Raw genomic sequence first — 18116 nt, 5'->3', positions numbered from 1 at the left:
CATGATCGAGGGACTTCTGATCGGCCTCTCCACCGCCTTTTCCGTCACCAACCTTTTGATGGTGATCGGCGGCTGTCTCATCGGCACCTTCATCGGCATGCTGCCCGGCCTCGGGCCGATGTCGATCATCGCCATCATGATCCCGGTGGCGATCACGCTGGGGGACCCCTCGGCCGCGCTCATTCTGCTGGCCGGCGTCTATTACGGCGCGATCTTCGGCGGTTCGACCTCGTCTATCCTGCTCAATGCGCCGGGCGTCGCGGGCACCGTGGCCTCTGCGTTCGACGGCTACCCGATGGCGCGCAAGGGCATGGCGGGCAAGGCGCTGACCATCGCCGCGATCTCGTCCTTCCTCGGCGGCACGATCGGCGCGCTCTTGCTGATGGTCTTCGCGCCGATGCTCTCCACCGTCGCGCTGCTGTTCCATTCGGCGGAATATTTCGCGCTGATGGTCGTGGGCCTGTCGGCCATTGCGGCCTTCGCGGGCACCGGCAACGTGGCCAAGGCCATCCTGATGACGCTTCTGGGGCTCATCATGGCGACTGTCGGCGAAGGGGCATTGTTCAACATGCCGCGCTTCACCATGGGGCTGATGGACCTGCAATCGGGCTTTTCCTTCATCACGCTCGCCATGGCGATGTTCGCCCTGCCCGAGGCGATCTTCCTCGTCCTGCATCCGAAGCGCACCGCGACCGAGGGCGACGGCTCGACCGGCAAGATCACCGGCCTGCGCATCAGCCGCGATGAGGCGCGCAAGATCGCGCCGGTGATCGGGCGGCAATCGGTGCAGGGCTTCTTCATCGGCGTGCTGCCCGGCGCGGGCGCCACCATCGCGTCCTTCCTGGGCTATGCCGTGGAACGCAACCTCGCGACCGAGGAAGAGCAGAAGGAGTTCGGCAAGGGGTCGATCAAGGGCCTCGCCGCGCCCGAGACCGCCAACAACGCCGCCTGCACGGGCTCTTTCGTGCCGCTCCTGACGCTGGGCATTCCCGGATCGGGCACCACGGCGATCCTCTTGGGCGCGCTCATCGCGCTCAACGTGACGCCCGGCCCGCGGCTCATGGTCGACTCCCCCGAGATCTTCTGGGCGGTCATCACCTCGATGTTCATCGGCAACCTCGTGCTGCTGGTGCTCAACCTGCCGCTCATTCCCTATATCGCGAAGGTCCTGTCGATCCCGCGCAACTACCTCATCCCGTTCATCCTCTTCTTCACGCTGATGGGCAGCTATATCGGTCAGAACAACGCGACCGAGCTCCTGATCCTCGTGGGCTTCGGGATCTGCGCGACGATCCTGCGCTTTGCCGATTACCCGCTGGCGCCGCTTCTGATCGGGTTCATCCTGGGCCGGATGCTGGAGGACAACTTCTCGCGCTCCATGCAGCTTTACGACGGCGCGAGCTTCATCATCGACCGGCCCATGACGCTGGGCCTTCTGATGATCGCCGCCCTTCTGGTCATCGTGCCGAGCTACCGCGCGCGCCGGGCCAAGGCGCGCCGTCAGGGCGTGGCCGAAGGTGATTGAGCCCGCGCAATGGCCGCTCTCGGGCGTGCGGGTGCTCGACCTGTCGAACGTGCTGGCCGGGCCCTATTGCGCCTACCAGCTGGCGCTGATGGGCGCCGAGGTCATCAAGGTCGAGCGGCCCGGCAGCGGCGACCTGGCTCGGCAGCTGGGCGCGGATCCAGCAAGGAACGCGGCCCATATGGGCATCTCGTTCCTCGCGCAGAATGCCGGCAAGGCCTCGGTCACGCTCGATCTGAAACAGGCGCGCGGCAAGGACCTGCTCAAAAGGCTGGTGCGCAAGGCCGATGTGCTGATCGAGAATTTCCGCCCCGGCGTGATGGACCGGCTGGACCTCGGCTACGCGACGCTGCGGGCCGAGAACCCGGCGCTGATCTATTGCGCCATCTCGGGCTTCGGGCAGGACGGGCCGTGGCGCGGCAATCCCGCCTATGACCAGATCGTGCAGGGCGTCGCGGGCGTGATGTCGGTGACCGGCGACGCGCAGAGCGCGCCCCTGCGCGTGGGCTACCCGCTGGCCGACACGGTGGGCGGCATGACCGCGGCCTTCGCCATCTGTGCGGCGCTCAATGCCGACCCGCGCGGCACCTGTCTCGATATCTCCATGACCGAGGCGGTGCTGTCCTCGATGGGCTGGGTCGTCTCGAACCATCTCATCGGCGGGGTCGAGCCGCAGGCGCTCGGCAATGAGAACATGACCTCCGCGCCCTCGGGCACCTTCGCCACGGCCGACCGGCCCGTGAACATCGCCGCCAATCGCGACAGCCAGTGGGAAGCGCTGGCCCGGCATCTCGGGCGCGCGGACCTGCTGAGCCATCCCGACTACGCCACCCGCGAGGCGCGCAAGGCCAACCGCCACCGCCTGCGCGCGGAACTGGAGCGCGTGCTGACCACGCGCCCCGCTGCCGATTGGGTGGCCGAACTGAACCCGCTGGGCGTGCCCGTGGGCCCGGTGCTGAGCGTGCCCGACGTGCTGAGCACCGAGCAGATCACCGGCCGCGACCTGATCGCGGAGGTCACGACCGGGGACGAGACGCTGCGCCTCTGCGCCTCTCCGGTCCGGATGGACGACCGGCGGCCCGCACCGGCCAGCCCGCCGCCTGCCCTTGCCGCCGACAATGCCCGCATCTGGGCCGAACTGGGCCTCGACGCGGAGGAGATCGCGGAAGCCGAAGCGGAGGGCGTGATATGAGCGATGTCAGCGATTGGTGGCGCACGGCGATCATCGACATGGAGCCGGGCCGCATTGCCCTGCGCGGCCATCCCATCGAGGACCTGATCGGCCATGTGACCTTTCCGCAGATGATCTGGCTCATGCTGCGGGGCGATCTGCCGACCGAAGGCCAGACGCGGCTTTTCGAGGCGGCGCTCGTCTCGGCGGTCGATCACGGCCCGCAGGCGCCGTCCATCGCGGCGGCCCGGATGGCGGTGACCTGCGGCCTGCCGCTCAACAACGCCATGGCGAGCGCCGTGAACATGCTGGGCGACGTGCATGGCGGCGCCGGTGAACAGGCGGTGGAGCTTTATCATCACGTGGACCGGTACGACGGCTCGATCGGGGCGGCTCTGACCGCCTGGACAGCGGCGCGCGGCAGGATCATCCCGGGCTTCGGCCACCGCTTCCACAAGCCCATCGACCCGCGCGCGCCGCGCCTGATGGCGCTGGTGCACGAGGCTGCGGGCGCCGACGTGGTCTCAGGCCATTTCGCCGATATCGCCGACGCCATTGGCGAGGAGATCAGCGCGCGGAAGGGCACCGTCCTGCCGATGAACATCGACGGGGCGACGGCAATGATCTATGCCGAACTGGGCTTCGAGGCGCCGCTGGCGCGCGGCCTCTTTTGTCTCTCGCGCTCAGTCGGGATACTCGCCCATGCCTGGGAACAACAGCAGCAAGGCGGCCGCAACAAGGGCCCGACCCCGCCCGCCTATCGCTGGACCTATGACGGCCCGTGACCTGCGCGATGCCGCGGCGGCGCTGGCCGTGGGCGGCATCGGTGCCGCGCTCTTCTGGATGGTGGGATTTCCCGCGGCGCCCCTGACCGGCGGCGCGACCGCGGTCACGCTGGCGGGGATCGCGGGGATGCGCCTGCGCCTGCCCGTCCCCCTGCGCATCCTCGCCTTCAGCCTTCTGGGGATCGGAATCGGGACCGGGATCACGCCCGAGATGCTGCAGACCGCCGCCGCCTGGCCCGCCACGCTGTCCATCCTGGCCGTGAGCGTGGTCGCGGGCATGTTCATCGCCCGCCACGGGCTGGAGCGCTGGCTGGGCTTCGACCGGCGCAGCGCCACGCTGGCGGCCGCCCCAGGCCATCTGACCTTCGTGCTGAGCCTGTCGCTCGAAACCGGCGGCCAGACCGCGCGGATCGCCATCGTCCAGAGCATCCGGGTGCTGTTCATCACGCTCTGCGTGCCGGTCTTCGTCGCCGCGGTCTTCGGGGCGACGGGCGAGCGTCTCGCCCCGCCGGTCAATATGGGCGTACTCACCGCGCTGGCGCTGCTCGCCGGGACCTACGGGCTGGGACGGCTTTTCGAGAAGGCGCGCCTTCCGGCGGCCTTCCTTCTTGCCGGCATGGCGCTCAGCGCGGGCGGCCATCTGAGCGGACTGACCCCTGGCGGCCTGCCCGGTCCGGTGAACTTCACGGCCTTTCTGGTGATGGGCGTGCTGATCGGATCGCGCTTTTCCGGGCAAGGCTGGCGCGATGTGCGCGCGGCGATGGCCGCGGGTGCCTGGGTGACGGCGGTCACCGGCGCGATGACGGCGCTGGGGGTGCTCGGCGCGTGGATCGCCCTCGGCCTGCCGCCCGCGCTGCTGATCGTCGCCTTCGCGCCCGGCGGGGTCGAGGCGATGGCCGCGATCTCGGTCACGCTGGGCCTCGATCCGGCCTTCGTGGCGGCCCATCACGTGGTGCGGCTGCTGATCCTAACCGCGCTCATCCCGGTTCTGATGGCCCGCCCCGGCCCGCCGGTTCAGCCGGGCCCGCAGACGCCGCCGCCGCGCTGACCGCGCTTTGACCCGCTTCGCGCACCACCTCCGCGATGTCGGTCAGCTGGGCCGCCAGCGGCGAGGAGGCGCGCCAGATCATCCCGATCGTGCGGCGCGGCACCGGGGCCCGGAACCGCGCCAGCGCCACCGCGGCCGAGCGCGTCTCGACCGGCACCGCCATCTCCGGGATCAGCGTGACGCCGATGCCCGCGCCCACCATCTGCACCAGCGTGGAGAGCGACGAGCCCTCGAGCCCTTCGCGCGGCAGCCGCGCGGGCCGCTTGCAGAAGGACAGCGCCTGGTCGCGGAAGCAATGCCCCTCCTCCAACAGCAGAAGCCGCATCCGCGCCAGCGCCTCGCCATCGGGCACCGGCTCGGCGGCCTCGGCCTCGGGGCGGATCAGCACGAAGGCCTCGTCGAAAAGCGCGATCTCGCTGAGCCGCGCCTCCGACACCGGCAGGGCGACGATGGCCGCGTCGATGCGGCCCTCGCCCAATTCGCGGATGAGCCGGTCGGTCAGTGTCTCGCGCACATGGATGTCGAGCCCGGGATGCGACTCGGCCAGCGCGCCGATCAGGCGCGGCAGCAGGTAGGGCGCGACGGTCGGGATGATGCCCAGCCGGAGCCGCCCGGAGAGCCGCCCGTCCGAGGCCCGGGCGAGATCGCCCAGCTCGTCCACCGCGCGCAGGATGTCGCGCACCCGCTCCGCGAACTCCTCGCCGAGTGCGGTCAGCCGGACCTGCCGGGCGCTGCGGTCGAAAAGCCGGACGCCGAGCCCGGTCTCGAGTTCCTTGATCTGCACCGAGAGCGCGGGCTGACTGATCGACGAGGCCTCCGCCGCGCGGCCGAAATGGCCGTGCCGGGCAAGCGCGTCGAAATAGCGAAGCTGGCGGAGGGTCACGTTTTCCATAGGCCGAACTTATCGAGGCGATGAATAAATGTAAATTTTATCTATGGCCGAACCCTGCTACATCGCAAGTCCGTGAAGGAATCGCCAAGGATGCGGCGCCGCTTGCGATCCGAAATTGATCTCGGTCTCTGCGCCCCCATCTTGCGTGTGACAGAATGCAGGCGGGGTCCGGCCCAGGCCCCCGCGACATACCACCGACTGGAGAGATGAACATGATGGACGGAAACGACATCCCGGCAGGCAAATGTCCTGTGATGCATGGCAGCGCGACGGCGCTCGGCAGCACGGTCACCGGCTGGTGGCCCGAGCAGCTGAATTTCGACATTCTGCACCAGCACGACACCAAGTCGAACCCGATGGGGCCCGACTTTTCCTATCGCAAGGCGCTTGAGACGCTCGACGTGGAGGCGCTCAAGGCCGACATGCACGCGCTTCTGACCGACAGCCAAGACTGGTGGCCGGCCGATTGGGGCCATTACGGCGGCCTGATGATCCGTCTGGCCTGGCACGCGGCGGGCACCTACCGCCTGCAGGACGGTCGCGGCGGCGGCGGCACCGGCGATCAGCGCTTCGCGCCGCTCAATTCCTGGCCCGACAACGTGAGTCTCGACAAGGGCCGCCGTCTGCTCTGGCCGATCAAGAAGAAGTACGGCAACGCGCTGTCCTGGGCGGATCTCTTCATCCTCGCGGGCAACATCGCCTATGAATCCATGGGTCTGAAGACCTTCGGCTTCGGCTTCGGCCGGGTCGACACCTGGGAGCCGCAGAAGGACGTCTACTGGGGCTCCGAGGACGATTTCCTCAAGCCCTCCGACGAGCGCTACGGCGACGTGACCGACGCCTCCACGATGGAAAAGCCGCTGGCGGCGGTCCAGATGGGGCTGATCTACGTGAACCCCGAAGGCGTGAACGGCAAGCCCGATCCGGCGCTCTCGGCCCAGCATGTGCGCGAGACCTTCGCGCGGATGGCGATGGACGACGTGGAAACCGCGGCGCTGACCGCCGGCGGCCACACCGTCGGCAAGTGCCACGGCAACGGCGATGCCGGCGCGCTCGGCCCGAAGCCGGAAGGGGCCGACCTGCACGAGCAGGGCTTCGGCTGGCACAACCCGAACTGGTCGGGCAAGGCTTCGGACGCGGTCAGCTCCGGCATCGAGGGCGCCTGGACCACCGAGCCCACGAAGTTCGACATGGGCTATTTCAAGCTGCTCTTCGGCTATGAGTGGGAGCTAAAGAAATCCCCCGCCGGCGCCTGGCAGTGGGAGCCCATCGACATCAAGGAGGAAGACAAGCCCGTCGACGCCTCCGATCCCACCAAGCGCAACAACCCGATCATGACCGACGCGGACATGGCGATGAAGGTCGACCCGATCTACAACGAGATCTGTCAGAAATTCATGGCCGATCCGGAGTATTTCCGCGACACCTTCGCCCGCGCCTGGTTCAAGCTGACCCACCGCGACATGGGCCCCAAGGCCAATTACTTCGGCCCCGACGTGCCCGAGGAAGACCTGATCTGGCAGGACCCGATCCCCGCCGGTGCGACCGATTACGACATCGACGCGGTGAAGACGAAGATCGCCGAGAGCGGCCTGTCGATCTCGGACATGGTCACCACCGCCTGGGACAGCGCCCGGACCTATCGCGGCTCGGATATGCGCGGCGGCGCCAATGGCGCGCGCATCCGATTTGCCCCGCAGAAGGACTGGGAAGGCAACGAGCCCGAGCGTCTGGCGCGCGTGCTCGGCGTGCTGGAGCCCATCGCGGCGGAAAGCGGCGCGTCGCTTGCGGACGTGATCGTGCTCGCGGGCAATGTCGGCGTGGAACAGGCAGCCAAGGCTGCGGGCCACGACGTGACCGTGCCCTTCACGCCGGGCCGGGGCGATGCCACCGAAGAGATGACCGACGGTCCCTCCTTCGAATACCTGGAGCCGATCCATGACGGCTTCCGCAACTGGCTGAAGGAGGATTACGCCGAGAAGCCCGAGGCGCTGATGCTGGACCGCTGCCAGCTGATGGGTCTGACCGCGCCGGAAATGACGGTGCTCGCGGGCGGCATGCGGGTGATCGGCACCAACCATGGCGACACCAAGCACGGCGTCTTCACCGACCGCGAAGGCGCGCTGACCAACGACTTCTTCGTCAACCTCACGGATATGGGCAACAAGTGGGTGCCGACCGGAAACGGCGGCTACGAGGTGCAGGACCGCAAGACCGGCGAGACCAAGTGGACCGCCACGCGCATCGACGCGGTCTTCGGATCGAGCTCGATCCTGCGCGCCTATTCGGAGCTTTACGCCCAGGACGACAACGAGGCGAAGTTCGTCGCGGATTTCGTGACGGCTTGGACCAAGGTCATGGATGCCGACCGCTTCGACGTGACGCCGATCGGGTCGTAAGCCACGCCATCGCAGAAACGAGGCCGCCCGCGAGAGGATCGCGGGCGGTCTTTTTGTGTCGGGTCCTGCGAGACGGCGCTGATGCGACGGTTTCAGGAACGCCACGCAAATGATTGATTAGACGAGATTAGCGTCCATTCAGAACCTCGCCGATCCGCTCCAGCGCGCGGCTGATATTTTCCTGAGAATTGGCATAGGAAAAACGCAGGAAGCCTTCGCCATGGGCGCCGAACGCCGTGCCCGCGACGGTCGCGACGCCGCATTTCTCGAGAAACAGGTCCTGCGCCTCGGTCGAGGTCATCCCGGTGCCTTCGATATTCGGAAAGGCGTAGAAGGCCCCGCCCGCATCGGCGCAGCGCATGCCCGGCAGGGCGTTCAGCCCCTCCACGATCAGCCGCCGCCGCGCATCGAAGGCCGCGACCATCTCGGCCACCGCGTCCTGCGGCCCGGTCAGCGCCACGATGCCCGCAAATTGCGCCGCGGCGTTCACGCAGGAATGGTCGTTGATGCAGAGCCGCGTGACATGGGGCAGCGCGGCCTCCGGCCAGACCGCGTAGCCCAGCCGCCAGCCGGTCATGGCGTAGGTCTTGGACCAGCCATCGAGCAGGATCAGCCGGTCTCGGATCTCGGGGTATTGCAGCAGCGAGACATGCCTGCGTCCGTCGTACAGCATCTGCGAATAGATCTCGTCGGACAGGATCGCCACATGAGGATGCGCCTCCAGCCCTTTGACAAGCCGGTCGATTTCCGCCTTGGGCGTGACGCCGCCCGTGGGGTTCGCGGGCGAGTTGATAATCAGGAGCCGCGTGCGCGGGGTGATCTGCGACAGGACCGTATCCGCCGAGAAGGCAAAGCCGTTCTCTTCCTTCAGCGCGATCGGCACAGGCGTCGCGCCGGAATAGCGGATCACCGATTCGTAGATCGGAAAGCCCGGATTCGGATAGAGGATCTCGGCCCCCGGCTCGCCGAACATCAGGATGGCGAAGAACATCGTGGGCTTGCCGCCGGGCACGACGACCACGGCTCCGGGATCGACCGCCGCGCCGTGACGCCGTTCCAGATCGGCGGCCACCGCTTCGCGCAGCGCCGGCAGTCCGGTCGCGGGCGTGTAGCCGTGATGGCCATCCCGAAGCGCCTTGATCCCGGCCTCGACGATGTGCTCGGGCGTGCGGAAATCCGGCTGCCCGATGCCGAGATTGATGATGTCGCGCCCCTCCTCGGCCAGCCGCGCGGCTCGGCCCAGCACGACGAAGGCGGATTCGGTGCCGAGGCGCGAAAGGTTTTCGGCGAAGATCATGTCCGTCATCAGCCTGCCCCCTAAGTGTCGTTACGGCCCATTCCGCCCCAGCCCGCGCCGGAAGGCAAGCCGCCACCGCCCGCCGAGGCTACGTGGCGTCAAGCCGCGGGCGCGGCCGCATTGCACGGCTGATAATCGGCGCTCGGATCGCTTATGTTGGGGCAAGGCGACGCGACAGCAGGATCGACTGACATGCGACTGAATGTGAACGGGACCCCGCGCGAGATCGACGTGGAAGAGGACATGCCGCTCTTGTGGGTCCTGCGCGACGAGCTGGGCATCACCGGCGTCAAATACGGGTGCGGCGCGGGGCTTTGCGGTGCCTGCACGGTGCATCTCGACGGGGTGGCGGTGCGGTCCTGCCAGACCTTCGCCGCCGATGCCGAGGGCACCGAGATCACCACGATCGAAGGGCTCGGCACGCCCGAGGCGCTGCACGCGCTGCAGGCGGCCTGGATCGCGCACCAGGTGGCGCAATGCGGCTACTGCCAGTCGGGCCAGATCATGCAGGCGGCCGACCTGCTTTCCACCACGCCCGCACCGACCGATGCCGATATCGACGCAGCGATGAGCGGCAATCTCTGCCGCTGCGGCACCTATCCCCGCATCCGCGCCGCGATCCACGACGCGGCCCGCCGCCTGCAGGAGGTGTGAGATGAGCGCACGAGACATCACCCGCCGCGTCTTCCTCGTGGGCTCCGTCGCGGTTGCGGGCGGCGCGGCCTTCGGCATCCATGCGGCACTGCGTCCGCATGACAACCCGCTTGTGGCGGGGCTCGGTCCCGACGCCGCGGCGCTCACGCCCTACGTCAAGATCGACGGCAGCGGCGTCACGCTCATCACCCCGCGCGCGGATTCGGGCCAGGGCGCCTATCACGTGCAGGCCGCGCTCATTGCCGAGGAACTCGATGTCGATCTGGCCGATATCGCCGTCGATCCCGGCCCGCCCGATGCGGCCTATTGGAACGGCGCGCTCGCGGCGGAAGCGGCGGAATTCGTGGTGCCCGCGGCGGGCATGGTGCGCAACGCCACTGAGGCGACGGTCGCCACCGCGCTCAAGGTCATGGGGCTGCAGATCACCGGCGGCTCGACCACGGTTCCGGATGCGTTCGACAAGCTGCGCGCGGCGGGCGCCTCGGCGCGCGAGACGCTCAAGGCCGCCGCGGCGGCGCGGCTCGGCGTGGACACCGAGACGCTCACCACCGAAGCGGGCCACGTGATCGCGCCCGACGGCACGCGTCTGGCTTATACGGACCTGGCCGCCGATCTTGCGGACATGCCCGTGGTCCAGAACGTGCCCCTGCGCGCGCCCGAGACTTGGCGCTACATCGGCAAGGACATGCAGCGACTTGATATCGTGGCGAAATCCACCGGAACGCAGAGCTACGGCATCGACGCAATCATGCCCGGCATGGTCCATGCGACGGTGCTGATGAACCCCGCGCAGGGCGGCGCGCTCGAGGCGTTCGATACCGCCGAGGCGATGAAACTGCGCGGCGTGCAGATAATCGTGCCGATCACCGGCGGGCTCGGCATCGTCGCGGACAACACATGGCGCGCCTTCCGCGCCCGGGACGCGCTGGTCGCAAGCTGGGGCGCCCCCGATTTTCCGCAGGACATGGCGGATCACTGGGCCGCGCTCGATGCCGCTTTCACGGAGGATGCCATCGACAGCCGCAAGCGCGACGATGGCGACGTTGAAGCCAGTCTTGACGCCGGGGCCATCACCGCGGAATACCGCGCGCCCTACCTCGCCCATGCGCCGCTGGAGCCCGTCAACGCCATCGTGCGGGTCGATGCGGACGCCGCCGAGGTCTGGACCGGCACGCAGATCCCGCGCTTCATCCAGCGCAACGTCGCGCGGATCACCGGGCTGTCGCCCGACGCGGTGACCGTGCACGTGCTGGCGATGGGCGGCTCCTTCGGGCATCGGCTCGAGGACGAGGTCGTCAAGCAAGCCACGGAAATCGCGATGCAAATGCGCGGCACGCCCGTAAAGCTGACCTATAGCCGCGAAGAGGACATGATCCACGACTATCCCCGCCAGATCGCCATGGCGCGGATGCGCGGGTCGGTCGGGGATGGCCGGGTCGAGGCGCTCGATCTCGGCATCGCCATGCCCTCGGTGATGGCCTCGCAGATGGCACGCCAGAACCAGCCCGTGCCCGGCCCCGACAGCCAGATCGTCGCGGGCGCGTGGGAGCAGCCCTTCGCCATCCCTCATCAGCGGGTAACCGGGTACCGCGCGCGGCCGCTCGCGCCGATCTCGAGCTGGCGGTCGGTGGGCGCCTCCTCGAACGGGTTTTTCTACAACGCCGCACTCGATGAGCTGATCCATGCGGCGGGCGCCGATCCCCTCGAGGAACGGCTGCGCCTCGTTTCCGATCCGCTGGCGCGGGCGGTGCTGGAAACGGTGGGCGACATGGCCGGCTGGGACGGTCCGAACCCCGCGCCGGGGCGCGGGCGCGGCATCGCGCTGACGCGCAGCTTCGGCGTGCATTGCGCTGAAATCGTTGAGGTTTCGGGCACAGAGGCCGGTATCCGCATCGACAATGTCTGGGTCGCCGCCGAAGTGGGCCGCGTGGTCGATCCGGTGAATCTCGAAAATCAGGTGCAGGGCGGCGTGATCTGGGCTTTGGGCCACGCGATGAATTGCGAGATCACCTATGCGGGCGGCATCGCCCGGCCGGACAATTACTACGCCCACGAGGGCCTGCGCATGCGACAGGCGCCGAAGATCGCGGTGCGCGGACTCGAGAACGGGACGCGCGTGACCGGGATCGGCGAGCCGCCGGTGCCGCCCGCCGCCCCGGCGCTTGCGGGGGCCATCTTCGCGGCGACCGGCACGCGGCTGCGCGAGATGCCGTTCAACAAGTTCGTCACCTTTGCCTGAGGACTGATCATGTCGCGGTTCAACACCCTGCCCTATGCCGGTCGCCTTCTGATGGTGGTCGCGTTGCTGCACCTCGCCGCCGCTTGGTTCGCGGGCCTGCCGGAGCTGGCGCTCGCCGGGCTGGCGCTGGCAGCCGGGCTGATCCTGCAGGCCGGGCTGCGCTGGACCGGCTGGATCGTCATGCTGGCGCTGATCCTCGCGATGGGCGCGCGCGCCGCGGCGATCGGCCTGCCGCCGGTGCCCGATGCGCTCGACATCGCGATCCTGGCACTCGATGCGATCGCGGCGCTGAGCCTCTTCACGGCGCTCTGGGCGCCCGCCCGGGCCCGCGAGCCGGCCTGAAGCGACCGCCAATCAGGCGCTGCCCCGCGCGTGCGGGCCCGCGACCGGGCCGCCGCCTTCCATCCCCTGCGCCATGCCGCTACACATATCGGAAACGCCAAGGGGAGGTTTCCGATGACCTATATTCTCGCCATCGACCAGGGCACGACCTCGAGCCGCGCCATCCTGTTCGACGAGAAACTCAGGATCGCCGCCGTCGCGCAGGAAGAGTTCGAGCAGCATTACCCGGCCTCGGGCTGGGTCGAGCACGAGGCGAGCGATCTCTGGACCACGACGGCCGCGACCTGCCGCGGCGTGATCGAGAAGGCTGAAACCGATGCGAGCCAGATCGCGGCCATCGGCATCACCAACCAGCGCGAAACTACTGTGGTCTGGGACGCCGAAACCGGCCATGCGGTGCACCGCGCCATCGTCTGGCAGGATCGCCGCACCTCCGCCTATTGCCAGGAGTTGAAGGCCGAAGGCCACGAGGAGATGGTGACCGACCGCACCGGCCTGTTGCTCGATCCCTATTTCTCTTCGACGAAACTGAAATTCATCCTCGACGAGGTCGATCCCGACCGCTCCCGCGCCAAGGCGGGCAAGCTGTTGTTCGGCACGGTCGACACGTTCCTGATCTGGAAGCTGACCGGCGGCCGGGTCCATGCCACCGACGCCACCAATGCCTGCCGCACGATGCTCTACGACATCCGCAAGGGGCGTTGGTCAACGTCGATCTGCAAGCTCTTGAATATCCCCGTGGAAATGCTGCCCGAGGTGCGTGACAGCGCGGCCGATTACGGCGTCACGCGCGGCGATCTCTTCGGCCGCGAAATCCCGATTCTCGGCGTTGCCGGGGACCAGCAGGCGGCCACGATCGGTCAGGCCTGCTTCGAGCCGGGGATGCTGAAATCGACCTACGGGACGGGCTGTTTCGCGCTTCTGAACACCGGGGCAGAGCCCGTGCGTTCCGAAAACCGCCTGCTGACCACCATCGCCTACCAGCTTGACGGCACGCCGACCTATGCGCTCGAAGGGTCGATCTTCATCGCCGGGGCGGTGGTGCAATGGCTGCGCGACGGGCTGAAGATCATCCGCGAGGCAAAAGAGACGCAGCCCCTCGCCGAACGCGCCGATGCGACGCAGAATGTCGTTCTGGTTCCGGCCTTTACGGGCCTCGGCGCACCCTATTGGAACGCCGAATGCCGCGGCGCGATCTTCGGGCTAACGCGCAATTCGGGGCCCGAGGAATTCGCCCGCGCCGCGCTTGAATCGGTGGGTTACCAGACCCGCGACCTGCTCGATGCGATGCGCGCGGACTGGAAGGGCGACGGCGCGGGGCGCACTCTCAGGGTCGATGGCGGCATGTCCGCGTCCGATTTCGCGATGCAGTTCTTGGCCGACATCATCGGCGCCGACGTGGACCGCCCCGAGGTGCTGGAGACCACGGCGATGGGCGCGGCCTGGCTCGCGGGCATGCGGGCGGGCATCTATCCCGACCGGGCGGGCTTCGCCGAGATGTGGGCGCTCGACCGGAAGTTCGAGCCCAAGATGGATGCCGAGACGCGCGAGGAAAAATACGCGGCCTGGAAGCGCGCGGTCACGGCGGCGCAGGCGTTCTGAGGACCGGGACAGGCGTCATCGGCGCGCGGCTTGCCGCCCTGGCCAATTGGGCGCTTGAAGGGCCCGCCCGCGCCCGGCACACTCGACTCAGGCCCAGACCCAAAGAGGCAGAGCAGAGCAGCCATGACCCTATCCCGCCGCACGTTCACACTCGGCGCCACCGCCTTCCTGTCCGCATGCGGCAGCGGTGGCATGTCGTCCGTCGGCCCGAGCCCCGCCCGCGATCCGGGGCTTGTTCCAGCGCCCAACCCCGCCTTCGATGCCTGGGTCGCGAATTTTCGCGGCCGGGCGCAGTCCCGCGGGATCTCGGCGGCGACGCTGAACCGCGCGTTCGAGGGCGCAGGCTTCCTGCCGGGCGTGGTCGAACGCGACCGCAACCAGACCGAGTTCAAGCGCAGCTTCGAGGATTACCTCAACATCGTCGCGGGCGAGGCGCGCGTGACGACGGGTCGCGGGAAATTCAACCAATACAGCGGCTTGCTGTCCGAAATTGAAGCGCGCTACGGCGTGCCCGCCGCGATCACCTGCGCAATCTGGGGCGTGGAAAGCCGCTTCGGCGAACGGCGCGGCGACATCCCGGTGATCTCGGCCACGGCGACGCTGGCCTTCGACGGGCGGCGCGGCGATTTCTTCGAGGCGCAGCTTCTGGCCGCCTTGCGCATCCTCGAACGGGGCGACACCACGCCCGCGCAGCTGACCGGATCCTGGGCCGGGGCGATGGGTCATACGCAGTTCATTCCGACCACCTACCAGGCGCATGCGGTGGATTTCCGCGGTGACGGACGGCGCGATATCTGGTCGGAGGACCCGACCGACGGTCTGGCGTCGGCGGCGGCGTACCTGTCGGACAGCGGCTGGCAGCGCGGCCGCCCCTGGGGCCTCGAAGTCCGTGCCCCCGAGGGCCTGCCCACGGGCCGCGGCACCCGGCGAAGCGTGTCCGCCTGGTCGGCCTCGGGCGTCACCGCGGCCCGTGGCGGCGCGCTGCCGGCGCTTGGCGAGTCCGCACTCCTGCGCCCTATGGGCATCGCTGGCCCCGCCTTCCTCGTGTCGCGCAATTTCGACGTGATTCTGCGCTACAACAACTCGGAAAACTATGCGCTTGGCGTGGGTTACCTGGCCTCGCGGCTGGCCGGCGGCCCGCCCCTGGCCGCGGATTTCCCGCCCGATGCGACCGGTTTGACCGCCGATGACCGCAAACGTCTGCAGGAATTGCTGACCGCGCGCGGCTTCGACACGGGCGGCACCGACGGCGTGATCGGGGCGCGCACCGAAGAGGCCATCCGCGCCTACCAGACCAGCATCGGGCTGCCGCCCACCGGCACACCCTCGCCCGCCTTGCTGCAGACGCTCGCGCGCTGATCAGCCGTAGGTCTCGACGACGCGCAGCCCCTCCGGCCCGGGCCGGAGGCGCACCGCCCGGAACGGATCGCCGGGCCGCAGGAAGCCCGCGCCGCCTTCGAGGCCCGCGAGCCGCGCGGGCATCGAAGTGACCCGTGCGAGCGCGCCCGCAAGCGTGTCTCCGGCCTCGGATGTCAGAACCGAGACGGCCCGGGCCAGATCGAGATCGGCCCCGGCCAGCGTCCCATCTTCGAGCCGCAACTCATTGTTCTTGCGCAGAACGCGCCGATCTCCGAGGTGAAATTCGGTCAGCGTCGTTCCGGCCACCGCCATGGCGTCGCTGACCAGCAGGATCCGCGGATTCGCCGCCAGCGCGACCCGCATCGCCATCGGCGCCACGTGCACGCCGTCCGCGATCAGCCCGCACCAGACGCCCGCGGACAACGCGGCCCCCACCAGCCCCGGCGCTCGCGCCGTCATCTGGCTCATCGCGTTGAAGAGATGCGTGACACCTTGGGCGCCGGCCGCGAAATAGCGCGCCGCGCGGGCCCCATCGCAATCGCTGTGCCCCAGCATGACGACGATGCCCGCCCGGGCCATCGCGCTGACCTGCGCCACCGAGACGCCTTCCGGTGCGACGGTGACCAACAGGCAGGGCAAGCGCGCCGCGGCTGCACAGAGGTCCGCCAGATCGGCGTCGTCCATCGGACGGATCAGATCGGGCGGATGCGCCCCGCATCTGGCCCGGGACAGATGCGGCCCCTCGAGATGCAGGCCCGCGATGCCGGGCACCCGATCCCGGCATGCCGCGATGGCCGCGTCGATGGCCCGGCTTGTCACCTCCGGGCGGTCGGTGATGAGTGTCGGCAGGATGGACGTGGCGCCCAGTCCGCGATGCGCCTCGGCGATGCGCCGCAAGGTCTCCGGAGACGGATCGTCATTGAAATTCACGCCGCCGCCGCCATTGACCTGAAGGTCCACGAAGCCCGGCGCGAGGATGTCGCCCTGAAGGTTGACGACGGGCGCATCATTCTCCGCACTAAACGAAATAATCTTTCTATTTATGATGTTTATACTTCGATCCTCATGCAGCACTTCACCGTCGAAGATCGCCCCCCGGAAGGTCTCGACCGGCCCGCTCATTGCGCCACCGCCAGGTCGCGCGCCATCGCAAGCGCCCCGTCGAGCGGCGTGCCATCGGGCGCGGTCACACGTGCCTGCAGCGCCGAAGGCAGGTAGGGTTCGAGATGCGGCGCAACACCTCCGGTCAGGCACAATCGCTGCGGCAGATCATCCGACAAATCCGCGAGATTATCGGCCAGATGCGTCGCGGCGCGGGAGAGGATATCACCCGCCGCCGGATCGCTCGCGGCAGCGTCGACGACGCAGGGCGCCAGCGCCGCGATGGATTTCACGCTCCCGGAGCGCGCGAAGGCGATCAAAGCCGGCCCCGCGCCGATCTCGGCGCCAAGCCAACGCGCGAGATCGCCCGGCGCGGCACGCTTCTCGAAGACGCGCAGGCCGTGGCGCAGCGCTTCGCGACCGATCCAGTATCCCGACCCCTCATCGCCAAGCTGCGGTCCCCAACCACCGGCGAAGCGCGCGCGCCCGTCTTGTTGCCGGGCCAAGAAGGATCCGGTGCCCGCATGCAGAACCGCCCCGTCATCCTTCCCGAGCGCACCGCGCAAAGCGGCCAAGCGATCCTCGCAGACCCGCACCCGCGCCAGCGGCAGCGCCGTCTCGGCCTGCCGAGCGATGTCGTCCGAGACCACACCGGCCAGCGCGAACACGGCGGGGATGTCTGTCAGCGGCTGCGCAGATTCTTCAGACAATAGATGAAGTCCTTCCCGTAATATCCTGATACCTTGATTGAAATCCGATGTCAGGTTGCAGGCGCCCATCTCGATGTGATGCACACGATGACCGGTATCGAGCGCCAGACGGCAGCGCGAACCGCCGCCATCGGCGGCGATCACCGGCCCAATGGCCGCGTCATGCGGAACGGATGGCGTCACGAAAGACCTCTTGTCGGCGATGCTCTCGGCCCCGGAGACCGATTCGGTAAGCGGTTGACACAAAACGCGAACACAGGTAGAACAAAACCGAACACCTGCTGGAGGCGGCCCCATGCTGACCAAGAAACAACTCGATCTTTTGGACTTCATCAACCGTCGCCTGCAACGGGATGGTGTGCCGCCCAGCTTCGATGAAATGAAGGAAGCGCTCGACCTGCGGTCGAAATCCGGCATTCACCGCCTCATCACGGCGCTGGAGGAGCGCGGCTTCATCCGCCGTCTTGCCCATAGGGCGCGCGCCATCGAGATCGTGAAACTGCCCGAAACGCTCGGAGGCGCGCCGCAGGGCGGGTTCCAGCCACGCGTGATCGAGGGCGATGCCGCTTCGTCCCGGCCCGCCGGGGCGCAGCCGGTTTCCGCCAGCCATTCCATGGACCTGCCGATCCTGGGGCGCATCGCCGCGGGCGCACCGATCGAGGCGCTGAACGACATTCCGCCGGAAATCGCCGTGCCCGGGCAGATGCTGTCGGGATCGGGCCGTCATTACGCGCTTGAGGTGAAGGGCGACTCGATGATCGATGCCGGCATCAATGACGGCGACGTGGTGGTGATCCGCGAAACCGGCGAGGCGCAGAACGGCGATATCGTCGTGGCGCAGGTGCAGGGCTACGAGGCCACGCTCAAGCGGTTCAAGCGCAAGGACGACATGATCATCCTCGAAGCGGCCAACCCGGCCTATGAGCCGCGGATCCTGCCGCGCGGCGACGTGTCGGTTCAGGGCCGGCTCGTCGGGCTGATCCGCACCTATTGAT

General features: G+C 68.3%; 15 protein-coding genes. 11 read left to right on the top strand and 4 right to left on the bottom strand.

The window, feature by feature from the left end; all coding sequences use genetic code 11:
• Position 1: 1 nt before the first annotated feature.
• From BW990_RS12600 to BW990_RS12585, 4 genes are read left to right on the top strand one after another with little or no spacing between them, the layout of a single operon-like run.
• Positions 2-1525: a tripartite tricarboxylate transporter permease gene (locus tag BW990_RS12600; RefSeq protein WP_076448398.1), complete on the top strand. Its 1524-nt coding sequence runs from the start codon at positions 2-4 to the stop codon at positions 1523-1525.
• Positions 1518-2714, top strand: coding sequence for a CaiB/BaiF CoA transferase family protein (locus tag BW990_RS12595; protein WP_234990244.1), 1197 nt, complete (start codon positions 1518-1520; stop codon positions 2712-2714). The genes BW990_RS12600 and BW990_RS12595 overlap by 8 nt, the downstream gene beginning before the upstream one ends.
• A complete protein-coding gene (locus BW990_RS12590; protein WP_076448397.1) occupies positions 2711-3478 on the top strand; it encodes a citryl-CoA lyase in 768 nt (255 codons plus the stop codon). The genes BW990_RS12595 and BW990_RS12590 overlap by 4 nt, the downstream gene beginning before the upstream one ends.
• Positions 3465-4526: an AbrB family transcriptional regulator gene (locus tag BW990_RS12585; RefSeq protein WP_076448396.1), complete on the top strand. Its 1062-nt coding sequence runs from the start codon at positions 3465-3467 to the stop codon at positions 4524-4526. The genes BW990_RS12590 and BW990_RS12585 overlap by 14 nt, the downstream gene beginning before the upstream one ends.
• Here BW990_RS12585 and BW990_RS12580 read toward each other — a convergent pair.
• Positions 4456-5418: a hydrogen peroxide-inducible genes activator gene (locus BW990_RS12580; RefSeq protein WP_076448395.1), complete on the bottom strand. Its 963-nt coding sequence runs from the start codon at positions 5416-5418 to the stop codon at positions 4456-4458. The genes BW990_RS12585 and BW990_RS12580 overlap by 71 nt on opposite strands.
• 215 nt (positions 5419-5633) lie before the next feature.
• Here BW990_RS12580 and katG point away from each other — a divergent pair, with 215 nt between their 5' ends.
• Entirely contained in the window at positions 5634-7817 is a 2184-nt protein-coding gene (gene katG, locus BW990_RS12575; protein WP_200798048.1) for a catalase/peroxidase HPI, read from the top strand.
• 127 nt (positions 7818-7944) lie between these two features.
• Here katG and BW990_RS12570 read toward each other — a convergent pair whose 3' ends face one another.
• On the bottom strand, positions 7945-9123 hold the full coding sequence (locus BW990_RS12570; RefSeq protein WP_083950587.1) for a pyridoxal phosphate-dependent aminotransferase: 1179 nt from the start codon (positions 9121-9123) through the stop codon (positions 7945-7947).
• A gap of 183 nt (positions 9124-9306) precedes the next feature.
• On the opposite strand from BW990_RS12570, the gene BW990_RS12565 reads away from it, so the two are divergent.
• The 5 genes from BW990_RS12565 (at position 9307) to BW990_RS12545 (ending at position 15310) form a co-directional block, all read left to right on the top strand.
• On the top strand, positions 9307-9768 hold the full coding sequence (locus BW990_RS12565) for a (2Fe-2S)-binding protein (protein WP_076448394.1): 462 nt from the start codon (positions 9307-9309) through the stop codon (positions 9766-9768).
• A 1-nt stretch (position 9769) separates the two neighbouring features.
• Positions 9770-12007, top strand: a complete 2238-nt coding sequence (locus BW990_RS12560; RefSeq protein WP_076448393.1) for a xanthine dehydrogenase family protein molybdopterin-binding subunit — start codon at positions 9770-9772, stop codon at positions 12005-12007.
• 9 nt (positions 12008-12016) lie between these two features.
• Positions 12017-12349 carry a hypothetical protein gene (locus BW990_RS12555; protein ID WP_076448392.1) on the top strand — a complete coding sequence of 111 codons (333 nt, stop codon included), beginning with the start codon at positions 12017-12019 and terminating at the stop codon, positions 12347-12349.
• Positions 12350-12463: 114 nt separating this feature from the next.
• The gene (glpK, locus tag BW990_RS12550; RefSeq protein ID WP_076448391.1) at positions 12464-13951 is read left to right on the top strand and encodes a glycerol kinase GlpK; all 1488 of its coding nucleotides are present in this window, start codon (positions 12464-12466) and stop codon (positions 13949-13951) included.
• Between the two features lie 123 nt (positions 13952-14074).
• Positions 14075-15310 carry a lytic murein transglycosylase gene (locus tag BW990_RS12545; protein WP_076448390.1) on the top strand — a complete coding sequence of 412 codons (1236 nt, stop codon included), beginning with the start codon at positions 14075-14077 and terminating at the stop codon, positions 15308-15310.
• Here the strand turns inward: BW990_RS12545 and BW990_RS12540 are convergent, their stop codons facing one another.
• Complete coding sequence (locus tag BW990_RS12540; protein WP_076448389.1) at positions 15311-16432, bottom strand: N-acetylglucosamine-6-phosphate deacetylase; 1122 nt, start codon at positions 16430-16432, stop codon at positions 15311-15313. It abuts the gene before it with no gap.
• Positions 16429-17418, bottom strand: a complete 990-nt coding sequence (locus tag BW990_RS12535) for a glucosamine kinase nucleotide-binding domain-containing protein (protein ID WP_234990254.1) — start codon at positions 17416-17418, stop codon at positions 16429-16431. The genes BW990_RS12540 and BW990_RS12535 overlap by 4 nt, the downstream gene beginning before the upstream one ends.
• Here BW990_RS12535 and lexA point away from each other — a divergent pair.
• Positions 17417-18115, top strand: coding sequence for a transcriptional repressor LexA (lexA, locus tag BW990_RS12530; protein ID WP_076448388.1), 699 nt, complete (start codon positions 17417-17419; stop codon positions 18113-18115). The genes BW990_RS12535 and lexA overlap by 2 nt on opposite strands.
• The last annotated feature ends 1 nt before the right edge of the window (position 18116 follow it).

The organism is Roseivivax lentus (genome assembly GCF_900156805.1).
Taxonomy (GTDB): Bacteria; Pseudomonadota; Alphaproteobacteria; order Rhodobacterales; family Rhodobacteraceae; genus Roseivivax; species Roseivivax lentus.
Note: the sequence above shows the minus strand (reverse complement) of the source record. Positions and strands in the feature narration are given on the sequence as shown.